General features: G+C 35.3%; 16 protein-coding genes. 9 read left to right on the forward strand and 7 right to left on the reverse strand.

The features are described 5' to 3' along the window. Nucleotides 1–7: 7 nt before the first annotated feature. The gene (locus ACZZZI_RS09180; RefSeq protein ID WP_316764302.1) at nucleotides 8–568 is read left to right on the forward strand and encodes a type 1 glutamine amidotransferase domain-containing protein; all 561 of its coding nucleotides are present in this window, start codon (nucleotides 8–10) and stop codon (nucleotides 566–568) included. 64 nt (nucleotides 569–632) lie between these two features. On the opposite strand, the gene ACZZZI_RS09185 is transcribed toward ACZZZI_RS09180, so the two are convergent. The 4 genes from ACZZZI_RS09185 to typA form a co-directional block, all read right to left on the reverse strand. Continuing rightward, nucleotides 633–1,676, reverse strand: coding sequence for a hypothetical protein (locus tag ACZZZI_RS09185; protein WP_316764304.1), 1,044 nt, complete (start codon nucleotides 1,674–1,676; stop codon nucleotides 633–635). 69 nt (nucleotides 1,677–1,745) lie between these two features. Next, the gene (locus ACZZZI_RS09190; RefSeq protein WP_463489261.1) at nucleotides 1,746–2,939 is read right to left on the reverse strand and encodes a serine hydrolase domain-containing protein; all 1,194 of its coding nucleotides are present in this window, start codon (nucleotides 2,937–2,939) and stop codon (nucleotides 1,746–1,748) included. Between the two features lie 45 nt (nucleotides 2,940–2,984). Further along, a complete protein-coding gene (locus ACZZZI_RS09195) occupies nucleotides 2,985–3,902 on the reverse strand; it encodes a lysophospholipid acyltransferase family protein (RefSeq protein WP_463489262.1) in 918 nt (305 codons plus the stop codon). A gap of 446 nt (nucleotides 3,903–4,348) precedes the next feature. Continuing rightward, nucleotides 4,349–6,145, reverse strand: a complete 1,797-nt coding sequence (gene typA / locus ACZZZI_RS09200; RefSeq protein WP_316764310.1) for a translational GTPase TypA — start codon at nucleotides 6,143–6,145, stop codon at nucleotides 4,349–4,351. Between the two features lie 239 nt (nucleotides 6,146–6,384). Between typA and ACZZZI_RS09205 the strand changes: the two genes are divergently transcribed. Together ACZZZI_RS09205 and ACZZZI_RS09210 are read left to right on the forward strand one after the other, a co-directional pair. Beyond that, on the forward strand, nucleotides 6,385–6,744 hold the full coding sequence (locus tag ACZZZI_RS09205) for a DUF4180 domain-containing protein (protein WP_463489263.1): 360 nt from the start codon (nucleotides 6,385–6,387) through the stop codon (nucleotides 6,742–6,744). Between the two features lie 157 nt (nucleotides 6,745–6,901). Further along, on the forward strand, nucleotides 6,902–7,105 hold the full coding sequence (locus tag ACZZZI_RS09210; protein ID WP_463489264.1) for a hypothetical protein: 204 nt from the start codon (nucleotides 6,902–6,904) through the stop codon (nucleotides 7,103–7,105). Nucleotides 7,106–7,121: 16 nt separating this feature from the next. On the opposite strand, the gene ACZZZI_RS09215 is transcribed toward ACZZZI_RS09210, so the two are convergent. Continuing rightward, nucleotides 7,122–8,507: a tetratricopeptide repeat protein gene (locus ACZZZI_RS09215; RefSeq protein ID WP_463489265.1), complete on the reverse strand. Its 1,386-nt coding sequence runs from the start codon at nucleotides 8,505–8,507 to the stop codon at nucleotides 7,122–7,124. A 93-nt stretch (nucleotides 8,508–8,600) separates the two neighbouring features. On the opposite strand from ACZZZI_RS09215, the gene ACZZZI_RS09220 reads away from it, so the two are divergent. Continuing rightward, nucleotides 8,601–10,334 carry a caspase family protein gene (locus ACZZZI_RS09220; protein WP_463489266.1) on the forward strand — a complete coding sequence of 578 codons (1,734 nt, stop codon included), beginning with the start codon at nucleotides 8,601–8,603 and terminating at the stop codon, nucleotides 10,332–10,334. On the opposite strand, the gene ACZZZI_RS09225 is transcribed toward ACZZZI_RS09220, so the two are convergent. Further along, entirely contained in the window at nucleotides 10,335–10,790 is a 456-nt protein-coding gene (locus ACZZZI_RS09225; protein WP_463489267.1) for a VOC family protein, read from the reverse strand. A 135-nt stretch (nucleotides 10,791–10,925) separates the two neighbouring features. On the opposite strand from ACZZZI_RS09225, the gene ACZZZI_RS09230 reads away from it, so the two are divergent. Next, entirely contained in the window at nucleotides 10,926–11,600 is a 675-nt protein-coding gene (locus ACZZZI_RS09230) for a TIGR02117 family protein (protein WP_463489268.1), read from the forward strand. Nucleotides 11,601–11,606: 6 nt separating this feature from the next. On the opposite strand, the gene ACZZZI_RS09235 is transcribed toward ACZZZI_RS09230, so the two are convergent. Then, on the reverse strand, nucleotides 11,607–12,416 hold the full coding sequence (locus tag ACZZZI_RS09235) for an alpha/beta hydrolase (protein WP_463489269.1): 810 nt from the start codon (nucleotides 12,414–12,416) through the stop codon (nucleotides 11,607–11,609). Nucleotides 12,417–12,588: 172 nt separating this feature from the next. On the opposite strand from ACZZZI_RS09235, the gene ACZZZI_RS09240 reads away from it, so the two are divergent. The 4 genes from ACZZZI_RS09240 to ACZZZI_RS09255 all read left to right on the forward strand — a co-directional run bounded on the left by ACZZZI_RS09240 (nucleotide 12,589) and on the right by ACZZZI_RS09255 (nucleotide 16,395). Next, nucleotides 12,589–13,296 (forward strand): esterase family protein, encoded by a 708-nt coding sequence (locus ACZZZI_RS09240; RefSeq protein WP_344769469.1) that lies wholly within the window; start codon nucleotides 12,589–12,591, stop codon nucleotides 13,294–13,296. A gap of 88 nt (nucleotides 13,297–13,384) precedes the next feature. Next, nucleotides 13,385–14,434, forward strand: coding sequence for an ATP-grasp domain-containing protein (locus tag ACZZZI_RS09245; RefSeq protein WP_344769467.1), 1,050 nt, complete (start codon nucleotides 13,385–13,387; stop codon nucleotides 14,432–14,434). A 25-nt stretch (nucleotides 14,435–14,459) separates the two neighbouring features. Next, nucleotides 14,460–15,560: a carboxylate-amine ligase gene (locus tag ACZZZI_RS09250; RefSeq protein WP_316764338.1), complete on the forward strand. Its 1,101-nt coding sequence runs from the start codon at nucleotides 14,460–14,462 to the stop codon at nucleotides 15,558–15,560. A gap of 7 nt (nucleotides 15,561–15,567) precedes the next feature. Further along, complete coding sequence (locus ACZZZI_RS09255; protein WP_463489270.1) at nucleotides 15,568–16,395, forward strand: type 1 glutamine amidotransferase; 828 nt, start codon at nucleotides 15,568–15,570, stop codon at nucleotides 16,393–16,395. The last annotated feature ends 32 nt before the right edge of the window (nucleotides 16,396–16,427 follow it).

The raw sequence follows: 16,427 nt of genomic DNA on the forward strand, positions 1-16,427 counted from the left end.
TAATACAATGGGACAATTAAGTAATCGTAATATAGCCGTACTTTCGGAAAGCGGATTTGAAGAAGTAGAATTAACAGAGCCAGTAAAAAGGTTAAAAGAAGAAGGTGCAAACGTTCACATTATTTCTTCGAAAGCTGGAAAAATTAAAGCCTGGAACCATGACCATTGGTCGATAGAAGTTGATGTTGACAAAACGATTAGCGAAGCAAATGCCGACGATTATAATGGCTTGGTTTTGCCAGGAGGTGTGATTAATCCCGACCAATTGCGTGTTAATGATGACGCGATTGCTTTTGTAAAGAGCTTTTTCGCCGCAGGAAAACCTGTAGCGGCCATTTGCCACGGACCACAGACTTTAATTAATGCAGACGTTGTTAAAGGTAGAAAACTTACATCTGTAAAAAATATTTCTAAAGATTTGATTAATGCAGGCGCAGATTGGAGTGATGAAGAAGTTGTAGTAGATCAAGGTTTGGTAACGAGCCGAACACCAAAAGATTTACCTGCTTTTAACGATAAAATGGTGGAGGAATTTGCAGAAGGTGTGCACGAGGGTCAACATGCCTAAACGTTTTGAACGCTCTCTCTAAATTACTCAAAAGCGGTTGGTTTATTTAAACCAGCCGTTTTATTTATAGCTTAACCTGTCTGATAATATTTTTAATGTTCAGTTCGATAATATCAGTCATTGTTTTACAGCGCAGATAATTTGGGTCTTTAAAATATGCAGCCATAGAATCTTTTAACATAGCGATATTTTCTGGTGTTGTTAGTTCTTCTTTGTTTGATACATCTCGCAAATCAGTTAAACGGTGGCGTTCGCTTCTCACCCGATGAACAATAGATGACCTTTCTTCTTGTTGGTATTGAAGTACAGTTTTATCGGTTAGTTGCTCCATACTCATTTTAACATAAGGCAGGTTCTCTTTAAAAAATTGAGGCAAATAAACCTTCAAATTGCCTTCGTAAAACTGCTGATCGAAATCTATTGCCCGAATACGAAATTGAATATCATCAAAATCGGGGGTAATTTGTACCACAAAATTATATGCTCGCATATCGCCCAAAAGCATAATTAAGCAGCGCTCGTTAAACTTTACAAACTCTTTTGCAATACGTGTCGGATTGAATTCTGGGGTGTATAACTGTCCTTTCGTAAAAACATCGCCAGGAATTCCAGCGATATGTTCTTCCACTAAAGTATCTCCATCTACCAAATAATTAACCTGATTTGGAGATAAAATTTCTTCCATTTCTAAGCCATAAATACGAGATGCATCTGCTTTTTTGATGTAAAAATAATCGTAAACATCATTCAATCGATTTACAATTCTTATTCTAAAAGGATGTGTGTTTCCAAACGTACAATATTCGATTTTATCGATGTATTTATGCTCAACAATACGAAGATTACCCGAAGCTTTAAGGTTTGCGTAAATTTCTTTTAGTCCGCTGTGCAAGGTTTCAATTAAATCCTGAGCGTAAATTGGTCCTTCCCAAAGCGAATCTTTGCCAAACTTATCCATCAATGGGAAAGCTTCGTTAAACTGCATTAAATCGTTGTAAGTTATCGGCAATTTTGCTTCACGTTGATAAAGCCGAAGGTACTTTTGTAAAGCGGGTGTAACTGGAAAAATAGGTTTCTTTTTCAGAATTTTTACGTCTTCGTTTTCCATGGATTAGCAATGTAGCATTTTAATTTTTTTACCACAAAGTTTAAAGTAAGAATCTTGCGTGCTCTATGCTTACTTATTAGTCGGGTAACTAAATGGCATTCGAGCCAGGTATCGACTAATTTTTCTGTAAGGATAATTTCCTGCGCCGTGCTCTGCAAACTGAACAATAATGGTATTCGTTTTCGGATCCACATAAAGTCTTTGTCCTAGCATACCTTCTGCAGCAAAATCGCCATTATCACCTTCCTGCGGAATCCACCATAAATAATGATGCGCCGATTTTTGCCAGCCTTTAGTCGATGCAGGTTTTTCGCCACCAATATTAACCGATTGGCTTACCCAATTTTTTGGCACAATTTGCTTACCATAAAAATTGCCTTTATTCAAATATAGCCTTCCAATTTTTGCGAAATCAATTGCCGTCACCTGAAATCTGCTCGCAGTGTTAGTTAATCCATTTTTATGATCTAAACCCCAGCTTGCAGCATATTCTGTACCTATTTTTCGCCATACGTTATCTTCAAAAAATTTGGTTACCGATTTGCCAGTTGCTTTCTCCAACACCCAGCCTAACAATATCGGGTCGATACTTTTGTAAACCCAAACCGTACCTGGTTTATTTACGAGCTTCACTTTCATAAGTTCGGCTTTCATATCGTAGGTGTAATAATACTTGGCCTCATCAGATAAAAAAGCTTTTACAATTCCACCCAAAGCATCCTGAAATTCGAGACCAGATTTCATCTCTAAAAGATTTTTTAAAGTAATGTGATCGAACGCAGAATTTGTTTTTAATTCGGGAATGTATTGAGTTACTTTATCGTTTAGGCTTCGAATTTTACCTTCGGCCAAAGCCTGACCAATCATAACAGAAATCATACTTTTAGCACCAGAAAATATTGTTGTAAGCGTGCTATCGCTATAACCTTTACTATATTTTTCATAAAGAATGCTATCATTTCTAATAACCAGAAAAGCATATAGTTTTCCATTATTAAAATAATCGGCAAAAGTAATCGATTGATTATTTCCATCTAAAACCTTTAATGAGTCTAGGTCATTTCGCATTTTACTGGCACGATAAAAATGGAAAGCAGAATCACTTTTATGCACAATACCTTGTGGAAAAATTTTATAGGTTTCGGCATTTGGCGTACGGTATTGTAAAACCCGCAGCAAATAAGGATGCCATACTAATAAACCCGCAAAACCTACTACAATAAGCAGAAATAAATAGCCAAGCGTTTTTTTAAAAGCTTTCATTAAGATAATTAATGCAGCAAATATACAGTTTCAAAATGAAGGCTGCTAAGCAGTTATTTGCTCATTATTAGAGGTAGATGATGAAGTTTTTTGCTCTGGTTTATATTTCCATCGTCTATGGCTCCATAACCAGTAAGCAGGCTCAGCTTTTATCATTTCCTCAAGAAAACGGGTATGCATTTCGGTAATTTCGAATTCGGCTGTTTCTTTTGGATGCAAACAAATTGGCACACAATCTACCTCGAAATAACCGCGTTTTAAATAATTTATTTTGAGATAAAAAACTGGGCGATTAGTTTTCTTAGCAATCTTTTCTATTCCTAATTGAACAGAAGTTTCTTGATTCAAAAAGGTAGTCCAATAATTAGATTCATCTTTAGATGGTGCCTGGTCGCTACCAAATGTGAACATATTTGGCGTTCCTTTACTTGCCTGTATGGCTCTTAAAGTTTGGCGCATAGCAACCATTCGATTACCAAACCTGCTTCTCATGTTAAAAAACCAATTATCGAAAATTTCGTTGCTTAGTGGTTTATAAATTGGGTAGTGCTCACCCGAAAATGCCATTCCAATTGCCATACAAACCCATTCGTAATTGCCATAGTGCGACGAACAGAAAAGTACACTTTCATTATTTTTCAGGTATGCTTCTACTAAATCAACATTTTTAAACTTAACCCGTTTTTGAAGTTCTTTTTTGGAAATACTCTTCATTTTAATTACTTCGAAAATTAATGAAGCAAGAAATTTGTAGTATTTTTTTTCAATCGTATCGATTTCTGATAATGATTTTTCTGGAAAGGCATTCATCAGATTTTCTCTGACAACCTTTCTACGGTATCCAAAACCATGATAAATTACGACATAAAAAACATCGGCCAGTAAATAAAGAATAAATAAAGGCAGAAGGGATAATGTAGATAGAAAAAATATCCCCAACCAGGAAATTGCTTTTTGTATCATGATTGACTAGTTTGGTATTACTGCAAAATTAACGTTCAAAAATATAATACCGTGCCATGGAAGTGTTAGATTTTTATTCCGAATAGTTGTTTTGATTTTAGCATGACTAAAAATCAATCAAATGATTAATTTTTACATTTTGAATGGATCAACTTTGTTATCAGTACAAAACTAAGTTCTTTAAACCTTATTGAAGCGATATCCTTTTTGACTGTTATTTTGGGGCCTGTGAAAGGGCAGTCAAAAAGATTTAGCGGAAAGAAGGACTGACAATTAAAAAAGTGATGGAACATGCTTTTCTAATGTTTAATCACCTAATCGGATCAGAATATAATAAAAACCTTTTTACTTTAGATGTTCTTGAATGCCTCATACGGTTAAAGTATAAAACAAAAAAGCCCCGATTAAATCGAGGCTTTAAATTATATTTATAACGTTTAAGCGAACTATCTACCGTTATTTTTACGTTGTTGTTCTGTTAAGAAAATTTTACGTAAACGCATGCTTTGCGGTGTAACCTCGATGTATTCATCAGCTTGGATGTATTCCATTGCTTCTTCTAAAGAAAATTTAATTGCAGGTGCAATACGAGCATTATCATCTGTACCAGAAGCACGCATGTTGGTTAATGCTTTTCCTTTAACGATATTGATTACTAAATCGTTATCGCGAATGTGCTCTCCCAAAATCTGACCTTCGTAAATATCAGCTCCTGGATCTACAAAGAAGCGACCTCTATCCTGTAATTTATCAATTGAATAAGCAGTAGTCATACCTTTATCCATAGAGATTAAAACACCATTTAAACGACCAGGGATTACACCTTTCCAAGGCTCGTAAGCTTTGAAACGGTGAGCCATAATCGCCTCACCAGCAGTAGCAGTTAATACGTTGTTACGTAAACCGATGATACCACGAGATGGAATTTCGAATTCTAAGTGTTGTAAATCGCCTTTTGGCTCCATAATTAACAACTCACCTTTACGTTGAGTTACCAATTCGATTACCTTACCAGCAACATCACCAGGTACATCTACGATTAAAGTTTCAATTGGCTCATGTTTTTTACCATCGATTTCTTTAACGATAACCTGTGGCTGACCAACTTGTAACTCGTAACCCTCACGACGCATCGTTTCGATTAATACTGATAAATGGAGAATACCACGACCGTATACTAACCATGAATCTGCACCTTGAGTTTCAACAACTTTCAACGCTAAGTTTTTCTCCATTTCCTTCATCAAACGATCTTTGATACGTTGAGAAGTAACCAATTTACCTTCTTTACCAAAGAAAGGTGAGTTATTAATGGTGAACAACATGTTCATTGTTGGCTCATCAATGCTGATTACTGGTAATTGTTCTGGTGCTTCGAAATCAGCGATTGTATCACCAATATCAAAACCATCAATACCTACAACTGCACAAATATCGCCCGAACTTACTTCTTGAGTACGGATTTTTCCTAAACCTTCGAAAGTATAAAGTTCTTTTACTCTTGTTTTAACGATTTTGCCATCGCGTTTAATCAAAGTAACTGGTTGGTTTTCTTTAATTGAACCACGGTGAACACGACCGATTGCAATACGACCTACGAAAGAAGAATAATCTAACGAAGTAATTTGCATTTGTAAAGTACCATCATTAATTGGTGCAGGTGGGATGTTAGCCACAACCGCATCTAATAATGCGAAAATATCTGTAGTTGGTTTTTGCCAATCAGTACTCATCCATCCTTGTTTAGATGAACCGTAAATTACTGGGAAATCCAATTGATCTTCAGTTGCCTCAAGGTTAAAGAACAATTCGAAAATTTGTTCGTAAACCTCTTCTGGGCGACAGTTTTCTTTATCTACTTTGTTTACAACCACAATTGGTTTTAAACCCAATGCCAAAGCTTTTTGCGTTACAAAACGCGTTTGAGGCATTGCACCTTCAAAAGCATCGCAAAGTAAAAGCACACCATCAGCCATTTTTAATACACGCTCTACCTCACCGCCGAAATCCGCGTGACCAGGAGTATCAATGATGTTAATTTTTACATCTTTATATTGAACAGATACGTTTTTAGATACGATAGTGATACCACGTTCACGCTCTAAATCGTTGTTATCCAATATCAACTCTCCTTTTTGTTCGTTATCACGAAAAACAGAACAAGAGTGTAAAATTTTATCAACCAATGTGGTTTTACCGTGGTCAACGTGTGCTATAATAGCTATATTTCTAATCTTTTGCATAAAATGCGCCTATAAATTTGGCGCAAAGATAGTGTTTAAAAATGGATTTTCTACTATATAGCTCACTATTTAATGCTATGATAATGTTGTAATTATCTCATTTTTAATTAGAAATACACCTTAAGTAAAATCTACATTCCTTTATCCGGTAGAGGTTTTTTTGTCAAAGAAACTTCAATAATTAGATCGCCTAAAAATATTCTTAATTTTAGCTTCGTAGCAAAAAAGAAATAAGTTTTATGGAGATTAAAGAACACCAAATAAATAGTATAAAAATTGCCGAGGTAATTTCAAATGAGATCATCATTAAAAATGCAGAAGATGGTTTGGACTTGCTAGGCAATTTATACTACCAAGGTTTTGACTCCATCATTATTCATGAGCAAAATATTACATCAATTTTTTTCGATTTAAAAAGCGGACTAGCAGGGGAGATGCTTCAGAAATTTTCTAATTATCGAATTCGCTTAGTAATTGTTGGAGAGTTCGAAGCGTGCACAGGAAAAAGCATAGGCGATTTTATTTACGAAAGTAATAATGGCAAACTGGTTAATTTTCTGCCAAGCACAACTATTGCTTTGGAAAAGCTTAAAATTTAATTCTTCGCCAATGGTTATGGCAAATTTACTGTTACACCTTCGAAAAGCAATAAATACACAACTTGTAGCAGTTAATATATTTCATAAATAATTAATGTAATACACTGAATATCAACACAAAGATATATCTTTAATAAACTTTAATTCTAAATTAATTATGAAAAAAACAATCATCACTACAGGCGCATTTTTAATTGCATTAACCACATTATCATTGCAAAGCTGTAACAGCGAAAAAAAGGTAGAATCAGCAGACTCTGCAAAAGTTGATACTATGGTTGATACTATGGCGGCACCTAAAGACACTGCTGTTGTTGACACGGGCATGAAAGGAACAAAGGTTCCGACACCTAAAAACTAATTTGCAGATATTTTATTTATTCATCCAACTTATCATTATCATATTTTTGCCTGATTTGTAAATGATGCGCTCTCATTTTCGAAAGCTTATCAATTAACCAATGCTCTATTTTATGATGGGCAGGAGTAAGCAAAGAAGCAATGATTACAAAAACTACAATTTCAATGAATGGTGAATGGTGAGATTTCTCTGCAACGAAGGGGTGAATAAATAAGGTTAAGTACTCAAAAAGCATTAATAAAGAAAGTATTCCAGAGAATTCGATTATTTTTTTGTTTACCTTTTTTCTGCTTAAAAAAACACTAATGAAAAAGAAGATGGGAATAAAAACACCTATTGCCAGTAATTGTAATTTTTGTTTTCGCTCTTCAACTTCTTTTTCTTTTGCTTCCGAAATGTCTTTCTGACGAGTATCTTCGGCAATCGTCATACTCTGCACCTGTTTTGCTCTCTCCTTACTATCAATCGAATCCGTTAAATTGACCATAATTTCCTGATAAGCGAAAGCACTATCAATGTTAGCCCTATTTTTGTAAAGCTTGACCAATAAAACACTTGCATCAACAGCCTTCGCTAGAAATTCGTTCTTAGTTGCAATATCATAAGCCAATTTTGCATACCAGATTGCAGAATCTATTTTACCAGTTTCTTTTTTAGTTCTAGCTAGCCCGATGTAACATTCTGACAGGTTATTAAAATCTTCCGCAGCCTGCAAAAAAGGAATACATTGTTCATAGTATGATGAAGCTTTAATATAATCAGCTCGTTTGTTATAAATATTACCAAGATTATTTAACGCTATACCTGTGAGTTGATCTTTTTTCTGAAGGATTGAAAGTTCATAGGCTTGGTGCGTATAAACCATAGCCGAACTTAGTTGATTAGCTTTCTCATAAATATCGCCAATATTTAGTTTAGAAAACAGCTTTAATTCAGGAAGCTTATTGGCTTTTGCTATGGAATCGGCTCTAAGCGCATAATATAGCGCTTTATCAACCTCCTTCTCGCTACTATATACTAATGCAATACTTAAATAAGCATTACCAATATTTTCAGGGACTTCTCGTTTTTCCTCTACCTTAATTTGTTCTATATAATACTCGATTGCTTTCGGATAGTTATGAAGCGCATGAAAAGCACTTGCAATACTATTCAATGCCCAAGATTCACCTCTCAAAAATTTATTCTTTTTAGATAAATCATAAGATTGTCTAGCCAAAAGCATAGCTGAGTCAGGTTTATAGTCAAGATAATAATAACTAAGTGTGTACAAAGCAATGGCTTTGCTAGAATCTGCCTTTTTGAATGATAGCTCTCTTTTTAAACTATCTATTACTCTTTTTTGAGCACTTGCAGTAAATACCAAAAACAGCAATGCAAATGTGAGCGCTATATGTTTCATTATAAGGATTTTAATGTTAAATTTAGTAAAAAAAGCGACCTCATGTGCAAATTCCCCACAATAATCTTATTTACCCTTTTTATACTATCAACGGTGAAATTAAAAGCGCAAAATAAGTACGCGGTTATTGTTGGAATTAACGATTATTACGAAACGACAACCCAAAAAAGTGTGTATTCCCTAAAAGGGTGTGTTAATGACGCGATGAGCATGAAATCGCTTTTGATGAATCGCTTTGAGTTCGAATCGAAAAACATTAATCTCCTAACCAACCAAAATGCCACACAAGAAAACCTAATTAACGCCTTGAACGAAACCATTACAAAAAGTAAAGCTGGCGATGTAGTCGTCTTTTATTACAGCGGGCATGGAGCGTTTATCAATAATTCATTCTTAAACGGCGACCCAATAAAAAAGGGATATAATCAATCCTTGATTATGAGTAACCTGTTTGCTAAAAATTATGGATGTTTAGTTAAAGACAATACGCTTAAAAGAATCTTCAACAAGTTTGTAGAAAAAAAAGTTATCCTAACCAGTATATTCGATTGTTGTTTTAGTGGCGGAATGGCTGCCACACTCGTCTTACCATACGACACCCCATATTCTGACGATCCTAATTATTTTGCCCCTGCATCTGAGAGTGACACACTTGCAAAAAAAGTAATGAATATGGACATAGTAATCGCTAGCGATGTAAAATTTGATATGAATGCCGATTTAACGCTAAACGATGCCGAAAAAATTGCACGTCCTGCAGAAACGCCTAATTCTAAATTTGCCACACTTGCAGCAAGCAAATCCTATTACAAGGCAGCAGAAACTTGGGATGAATCTGGTGTTCCACACGGTGCTTTCACAAAAGCACTTCTAGGTATCTATGAGCAAAACAAAATTGATTTTCCGCTATCAAAGATTATTGACAATATAAATACTCAGGTCTCCAAAATCCAACTATACACCCAATCTCCAGAATTTCAATTAGACCCAGGCCGGAATACAACCAATTTAATTGGCCTTCCTGTAGAAACAAAACCTGCTACACCAATAACTGCAAATAGTGTCGGTACTAAAGGAGGAAATATCGTTATAAATGCTGGTTATAATAACGGAATCGCAATTGGAAATGTGCTCACAAATAATAGTACTCAAATTACAATCACGAGAATATATGCAGATAGCGCCTTAGCAAAACTCAAAACTGGTGTAGTTGTAAAAACTGGTGAACGTTTCATTTTAACAGATCCTTACAGAACATCTAAGCCATACTTAAAAATATACATAAATACGAGTAAGCTAAAAACTCCAGACTACATTAAGGCTTTCAACACAGAAGTGCTTCCACTCAGCAAACTAAACAGCTATCAAGACTATAATAACTGGAAGCGGGATGATTCCAGCCCATCATTTCTATTTTCGTTGAATATAACTGGAGAAGGTAAACAAGCTTTACAAAAAGCTATGAATCGCCCTTTTTGTATTTTTCTCCCTATTCCAGCCGATTTATCCGCAAAAATAAAGATATCACTAGGGAAAGAACAATCTGTAAAGCTTGTAGATACACCTGCTGAAGCAGACCAAGTATTGTACCTTAATTATGCAATTGACTCTAAAAATAAAAAGTCTTATTTTGTTTTCAACTATAGGATGCCAGTAAACTATATTGGCTACGATGCTTTTAAATTTTCATCATACAGTACGTATTCAAATACCCTAACCTTAAATAATGCGGAAACCATCAACTTATTGAGCGCTATTAAAGAAACGACCTATGCATTAGTTAGGAGTAAAACAACACATTGGATTAATACTTACCCCCGAAAATGATTACGGAGTTTTTTGAGCAAGCCATTCTTCGTATGGAATTACGCCAAGTTCTGGTCTTGCTTCGCCATCTATAATGGCAATAAATTCAAGTATATGCCCATCAGGATCATTAAAATAGATGGCTAAAGCTGGCATCCACGCAAAAACCATGGGTTTGTCCGAATCATCTTTTAAAAAATTATATGGCTTCAAGTTTTTCGATTTGAGAAAATCAACCGACTTGTTCAATACATCGTCCAGATCAGAACGAAAAGCAAAATGCCGGATATCTATTTCCGCTTTAGGCTTTTCCCACAATCCAAGCATTGCTTCTTTTGGTTTGCCAATCCAGAAAAATGCAATTTTACGTTTAGCATTATAGCCACACTGTTTCAATCCTAAAACATTTTTATAGAAATCTACCGATTTTTCTAAATCCTCTACATATAAATGCGTTTCAAATAATCCCTTTATCATAAAATGAAGGTAGGTAATCGGGTTAGCTTACAAAAATCACGTTTTTCGATGTGGCCATCAATAAAATTGATAATGCACTAAAGGTTACCATTGCTGATAAAAGGTATTAATCAATAAAAGCTAAGAATTAGGTTGATGAGAAAAATTTTAAAGTATTTGAAGATAATTTTTCTGGCTTTTTTATCTTTCGTAGCCTTATATTTTCTAACGGCTTTTTGCTTATCACATATTTCGCTAAACAAGAATGTTAAGCAAAAACAGGAAGTAGCCATTTACATTATGACAAATGGAATTCATACTGATATTGTGGTACCAGCGAATAATGAACAAATGGATTGGAGAAAAGAAATAAAGTTTTCGGATACAAAGTCTGCCGATACAAGTTCAGAATATCTGGCATTTGGTTGGGGAGATCGAAAATTTTATCTCGAAACACCAACCTTTTCAGATTTAAAACTAAGTACTGGTTTAAATGCGATTTTAGGCCTCAGCAAATCTGCCATGCATACAACTTATTATAAATATGTTCAGGAAAATAAAGATTGTGTAAAAATCATGATTAGCACCGAGCAATATGCTAAACTTGTGAAATACATTTCAGCTAGTTTTAAAACCGATGCTGAACATCATTTTATAAACATAAAAACAAAACTGAATTACGACAATGCAGATGCCTTTTATGAAGCTATTGGAAGCTATAGCTTATTTAAAACCTGTAATACCTGGAGTAATAGTGCGCTTAAAAGCTGTAATCAAAAATGTTGTTATTGGACCATTTTTGACTCTGCAATTTTTCAGAAATACAACTAATTGATTTTAAATCTCAAAAGCCCAGGTTAAAAAAGCTGGCATTACCTTTTCCCAGGTTGCAACATCGTGTTTACCCCCAACTTTTTCAAAGTAGAAAATATTTTCAGGTCGTTTATATCCTTTTTTTAATAATGATTTCACAACATCAATCGTATCATCAATCGAATCGATAATCATATTTTTATTACGATCGGCTTTCTCATCTTCAGTTCCTGTCATTAACCAAAACTTCATGTCTGGCTTTGTTGAAGTAGTGTCTATTAACGCGTGCATAATTCGATCTGCATCAGTATAACCATCAATCAAATCTTTTTTACGCCACCAAAATGCGCCTGAAAAAACACCAACTGCATCAAAAACAGATGGATTATTCCAGGCAATATCAAATGCCGATAAGCCACCTAAAGAAAAACCTGCAAAAGCAACCTTCCCTGTAATCGGCATCGCAATTTTCTTTTTAACAAAAGGCAAAAGTTCTTTTATAACAAAATCATTGTACAAACGGGCTTTAGCTCCACGCCCTTTAAAATCGGGCACGCCTGCAACTCCATATTCCATTAATCTTTCTGTCGAAGCTTTTATGGCCACAACAATTAATCTATGATTTCTTTTATTGTGATGAGCTTCTTCTAAAATTTTTGGAAAATCCATTTTGGCCACATCCTGACCATCGTTTAATAAAAGAAGTTCTATTTTTTCGTTTCCTAAAATACCTTCGGGTACGTATAAATCTATTTCAACCTCCCGCTTTAAGTTAGCAGAAGGAATTTTAAAATTAATGGTATTAACTTTTACTGATAAAATTGTAGTGTACATATGCTTCAAATCCCCTAACACTTGGCAAATCGCCAGAATTCGGCACAAAGTTACAAATCTTGATAAACTATTAATTATCAAAGCTTAACTTTTACACTTTGTGTATCATTTCATCTACGAAATATTCTTTTTACAGATTTTAATTTATAACTTAAATCATTCAATTTTCTATATGGTTAAAGAAGAACATAAAAAGTGGTACAGTCCAAACTTGAGTGCTGAAATCGACATGCTCATCTTTGGTCACAGCGGCATCCCTATCCTGCTGTTCCCAACGAGTATGGGGCGATATTTCGAAAACAAAGACTTTAAATTAATAGACTCTGTAGAGGGTTTCATTAATGAAGGTAAGATTAAGGTTTATTGTCCTGATGGTATTGACAAGTTAAGTTGGTACAACAAAAGCATACATCCCGCAGACAGAGTAAAAAATCATATTTGGTATGATAAGTATCTTCTGGAGGAAGTAGTGCCTTTAGCCAGACATGAAACAGGCCAAAGCAAAATTATAACCGCTGGTTGTAGTTTTGGAGGCTATCATGCTGCAAATTTTGCATTTCGACATCCATGGCTCGTTAGTCATATGTTTAGCATGAGCGGTGCCTTTGATATCACTGGCCAATTGGATGGATTTTATAATGATGATGTTTACTTCAACAATCCAGTTGATAATCTTATGAACAACAGTAATCCAGAATTGCATTACATGAAAATTGTTTTAGGCACTACAGATCGAGATATGTGCAGACCTGACAACGAAAATTTATCGAAAATCTTAACTCAGAAAGGAATCAATCATTGGCTGGATATTAGACAAAATGCAGATCACGACTGGCCAATATGGAGAGAAATGTTTCCGAACTACATTGCTCAGCTTTAAAAAAAGAAAACACTAAATAAATTAACCGCTTTGGTTTTCAAACAATTAACCCGTTAAGCAGTTAAACAATTAAACTAAAATAGTACCAATGAAGAAAATAGGGATTTTATTTGGACAGGAACGCTCTTTTCCTGAAGCCGTAATCGAAAGAATCAATCAGAAAGCAGAAAAAGGCATTACTGCCGAAGCTGTTAAAATCGACAAAATATTTCAAAATGCTCCGCTTGGATATTCGGTAATTATCGACCGTATTTCTCAAGATGTACCTTTCTACAGAGCATCGCTAAAAAATGCTGCAATTACTGGAACTGCGGTAATCAACAATCCATTTTGGTGGAGTGCCGATGAAAAGTTTTTCAACAATGCTTTGGCAGAACAAATTGGAGTTCCGGTACCTAAAACTGCTTTAATTCCATCAAGACAACATCCAACAGGAACAACCGGAGAATCTTTCTCAAACTTGGCTATGCCTTTAGATTGGGATGCTATTTTTGAATACACAGGTTTTCCAGCTTATATGAAACCTTATGACGGAGGTGGATGGAGAGACGTTTATAAACTTCATGATAAAGAAGATTTCTTTGATAAACACAGCGGAACTGAACAATTGGTGATGCTTTTACAAGAAGAAATTATTTTTGACCAGTATTTTAGATGTTACTGCATTGGCGGCAAACATGTTCGTATTATGCAATACGATCCACGCAATCCGCATCATTTACGTTATGCAGTTGATGGCAAAAGTCCAGACCCAAAATTGCTAAAAACGGTTGAGGAATACACACTGAAATTGTGTAATTATTTAGGCTACGATTTTAATACTGTAGAATTTGCTGTTCGCGATGGAGTGCCTATCGCTATCGATTTCTGTAACCCTGCTCCCGATGCCGATATTAAAAGTGTAGGACAAGAGAATTTTGACTGGGTTGTTGAAACTACAGCAAACTATGCTATCGAAAGAGCTAAAGCGCAAAAAGATGGTCAGGATAATTTAACATGGGGCGAATACATAAAATCTTCGGTAGGCGGTAAACCATTAATTGCCAAAACCCAACCAAAAGCTGCAGCGCCAAAAACTGCAAAACCAGCTACAGAAAAAGCACCAGCAAAACCAAAGAAAACCGCAGCTAAAAAATAAGGGATTTTGATTAATGAGCACTAGGATGAATGAATTTACGCTTGGAATAGAGGAAGAGTACATGGTAGTTGATCCCGTTACCAGGGAACTTACCTCGCATGACCAAAAAATTGTTGAAGCTGCACAAAAAATACATAAAGACCAGGTAAAGGCAGAAATGCACCAAGCCGTTGTAGAAGTTGGAACTGGTATTTGCAGAACAACTGAAGAAGCACGAAAAGAAATTTCGCAGCTTCGATATACAGTATCGCAACTAGCTGGTGAACAAGGCTTACGTATTGGTGCCGCTGGCACGCACCCATTTTCGCATTGGGAAAAACAATTAATTACAGAACATCCCCGTTATAATGAAATTGTAAACGAACTGCAGGAAGCTGCACGTTCGAATTTAATTTTTGGCTTACACGTTCACGTTGGTTTTCAATCACGCGAATTAGCCATTCACATTGCAAACCAGGTAAGGTATTTCTTGCCACACGTATTTGCTTTATCAACCAATTCTCCTTTTTGGGAAGCGAGAAATACAGGTTACAAATCCTTCAGAACAAAGGTTTTTGATAAATTTCCCCGGACTGGAATTCCTGATATTTTTAACAGCATTGAAGATTATGATAATTATGTAAAACTGCTGATCAAAACCAATTGCATGGATAATGCAAAGAAAATTTGGTGGGATATCAGAGTACATCCATTTTTCGACACTGTTGAATTCCGCATTTGCGATTGCCCGATGTTAATCGACGAAACGATGGCGTTTACAGCTTTATTTCAGGCTTTATGTGCCAAACTGTACAAACTTCGTTTGCAAAATATGGAGTTTATCAGTTACTCGAGAGCATTAATTAATGAAAACAAATGGCGTGCTGCCCGTTACGGAATTGACGGTAACTTAATCGATTTCGGCAAAGAAATGGAAGTAAATTGTCGGAATTTAGTTTTAGAATTACTCGACTTTGTTGATGATGTTGTAGATGATTTAGGCTGCAGAAACGATTTGAATTATGTTCACAAAATACTTGAACATGGTACTGGTGCAGACAGACAGTTGGCCGTTTACGAACAAACTGGTAACTTTGAGTCGGTAGTAGATTATATTACTACTCAAACACTTATAGGCGCAAAGTAATTTTACAATGGATAAAAGAGACTTAAAGGTCGCCGTTATTGATATGAATAACGGCGCACCTAATCAGGGTATGCGGGGAATTAAGGAAATTTTATCCCGATTTAAAATTGAAAATGACATTAACCTTTCTTTCGATGTTTTCGATTTAAGGCAAAATGGAGAAATACCCGATATTAGCTACGATGCATATATTTCAAGCGGTGGCCCAGGAAGCCCGATTGAAAGCAAAGGCGAAAAATGGGAAAATGATTTTTTTAATCTTTTAGATCAAATAGAATCTTTTAATGCATTGAATGATGAACAGAAGAAATATGCTTTTCTAATCTGTCATTCTTTTCAACTGGCTTGCCGTAAATATGAATTAGGAAATGTTACCGAAAGACGATCAAATGCCTTTGGTATTTTCCCAATCACCTTAACGGAAGATGGCGAAAAAGATGAGATTTTTAGCGGCATTACAAATCCATTTTTCTCGGTTGATAGTAGAGATTGGCAGGTTATAGAACCAGATTTTAATGCTTTCGATAAAAAAGGAGCAAAATTGCTCGCTATTGAGAAAGAAAGAAAACATGTTGATTTGGAACGCTGCATGATGTCAATCCGCTTTACTGACGAAATAATAGGTACTCAATTTCACCCAGAGGCAGATCCAGTTGGGATGAAAATGTACTTACTTCAAGACGAGAAAAAGAAAGCCATTACCGATTTACATGGAGAACAAAAATATTTAGATATGCTGAATAGTTTAGATGATCCAGCCAGAATTGTGTTAACGCAAAGTGTTATCCTTCCTAATTTTTTAAATAAAGCAATAGGAAATTTGCAAGAGGCCTAAAGCTGGAAAATCAATTTTATTTATTTTTCGGC

Source organism: Pedobacter sp. AC190, assembly GCF_979258025.1.

What these genes read in the sequence shown, in the direction of transcription:
- ACZZZI_RS09180 (WP_316764302.1), top strand. Translation starts at nt 8, where the DNA reads ATGGGACAATTAAGTAATCGTAATATAGCCGTACTTTCGGAAAGCGGA.
- ACZZZI_RS09185 (WP_316764304.1), bottom strand. Translation starts at nt 1,676, where the DNA reads ATGGAAAACGAAGACGTAAAAATTCTGAAAAAGAAACCTATTTTTCCA.
- ACZZZI_RS09190 (WP_463489261.1), bottom strand. Translation starts at nt 2,939, where the DNA reads ATGAAAGCTTTTAAAAAAACGCTTGGCTATTTATTTCTGCTTATTGTA.
- ACZZZI_RS09195 (WP_463489262.1), bottom strand. Translation starts at nt 3,902, where the DNA reads ATGATACAAAAAGCAATTTCCTGGTTGGGGATATTTTTTCTATCTACA.
- typA (WP_316764310.1), bottom strand. Translation starts at nt 6,145, where the DNA reads ATGCAAAAGATTAGAAATATAGCTATTATAGCACACGTTGACCACGGT.
- ACZZZI_RS09205 (WP_463489263.1), top strand. Translation starts at nt 6,385, where the DNA reads ATGGAGATTAAAGAACACCAAATAAATAGTATAAAAATTGCCGAGGTA.
- ACZZZI_RS09210 (WP_463489264.1), top strand. Translation starts at nt 6,902, where the DNA reads ATGAAAAAAACAATCATCACTACAGGCGCATTTTTAATTGCATTAACC.
- ACZZZI_RS09215 (WP_463489265.1), bottom strand. Translation starts at nt 8,507, where the DNA reads ATGAAACATATAGCGCTCACATTTGCATTGCTGTTTTTGGTATTTACT.
- ACZZZI_RS09225 (WP_463489267.1), bottom strand. Translation starts at nt 10,790, where the DNA reads ATGATAAAGGGATTATTTGAAACGCATTTATATGTAGAGGATTTAGAA.
- ACZZZI_RS09230 (WP_463489268.1), top strand. Translation starts at nt 10,926, where the DNA reads ATGAGAAAAATTTTAAAGTATTTGAAGATAATTTTTCTGGCTTTTTTA.
- ACZZZI_RS09235 (WP_463489269.1), bottom strand. Translation starts at nt 12,416, where the DNA reads ATGTACACTACAATTTTATCAGTAAAAGTTAATACCATTAATTTTAAA.
- ACZZZI_RS09240 (WP_344769469.1), top strand. Translation starts at nt 12,589, where the DNA reads ATGGTTAAAGAAGAACATAAAAAGTGGTACAGTCCAAACTTGAGTGCT.
- ACZZZI_RS09245 (WP_344769467.1), top strand. Translation starts at nt 13,385, where the DNA reads ATGAAGAAAATAGGGATTTTATTTGGACAGGAACGCTCTTTTCCTGAA.
- ACZZZI_RS09250 (WP_316764338.1), top strand. Translation starts at nt 14,460, where the DNA reads ATGAATGAATTTACGCTTGGAATAGAGGAAGAGTACATGGTAGTTGAT.
- ACZZZI_RS09255 (WP_463489270.1), top strand. Translation starts at nt 15,568, where the DNA reads ATGGATAAAAGAGACTTAAAGGTCGCCGTTATTGATATGAATAACGGC.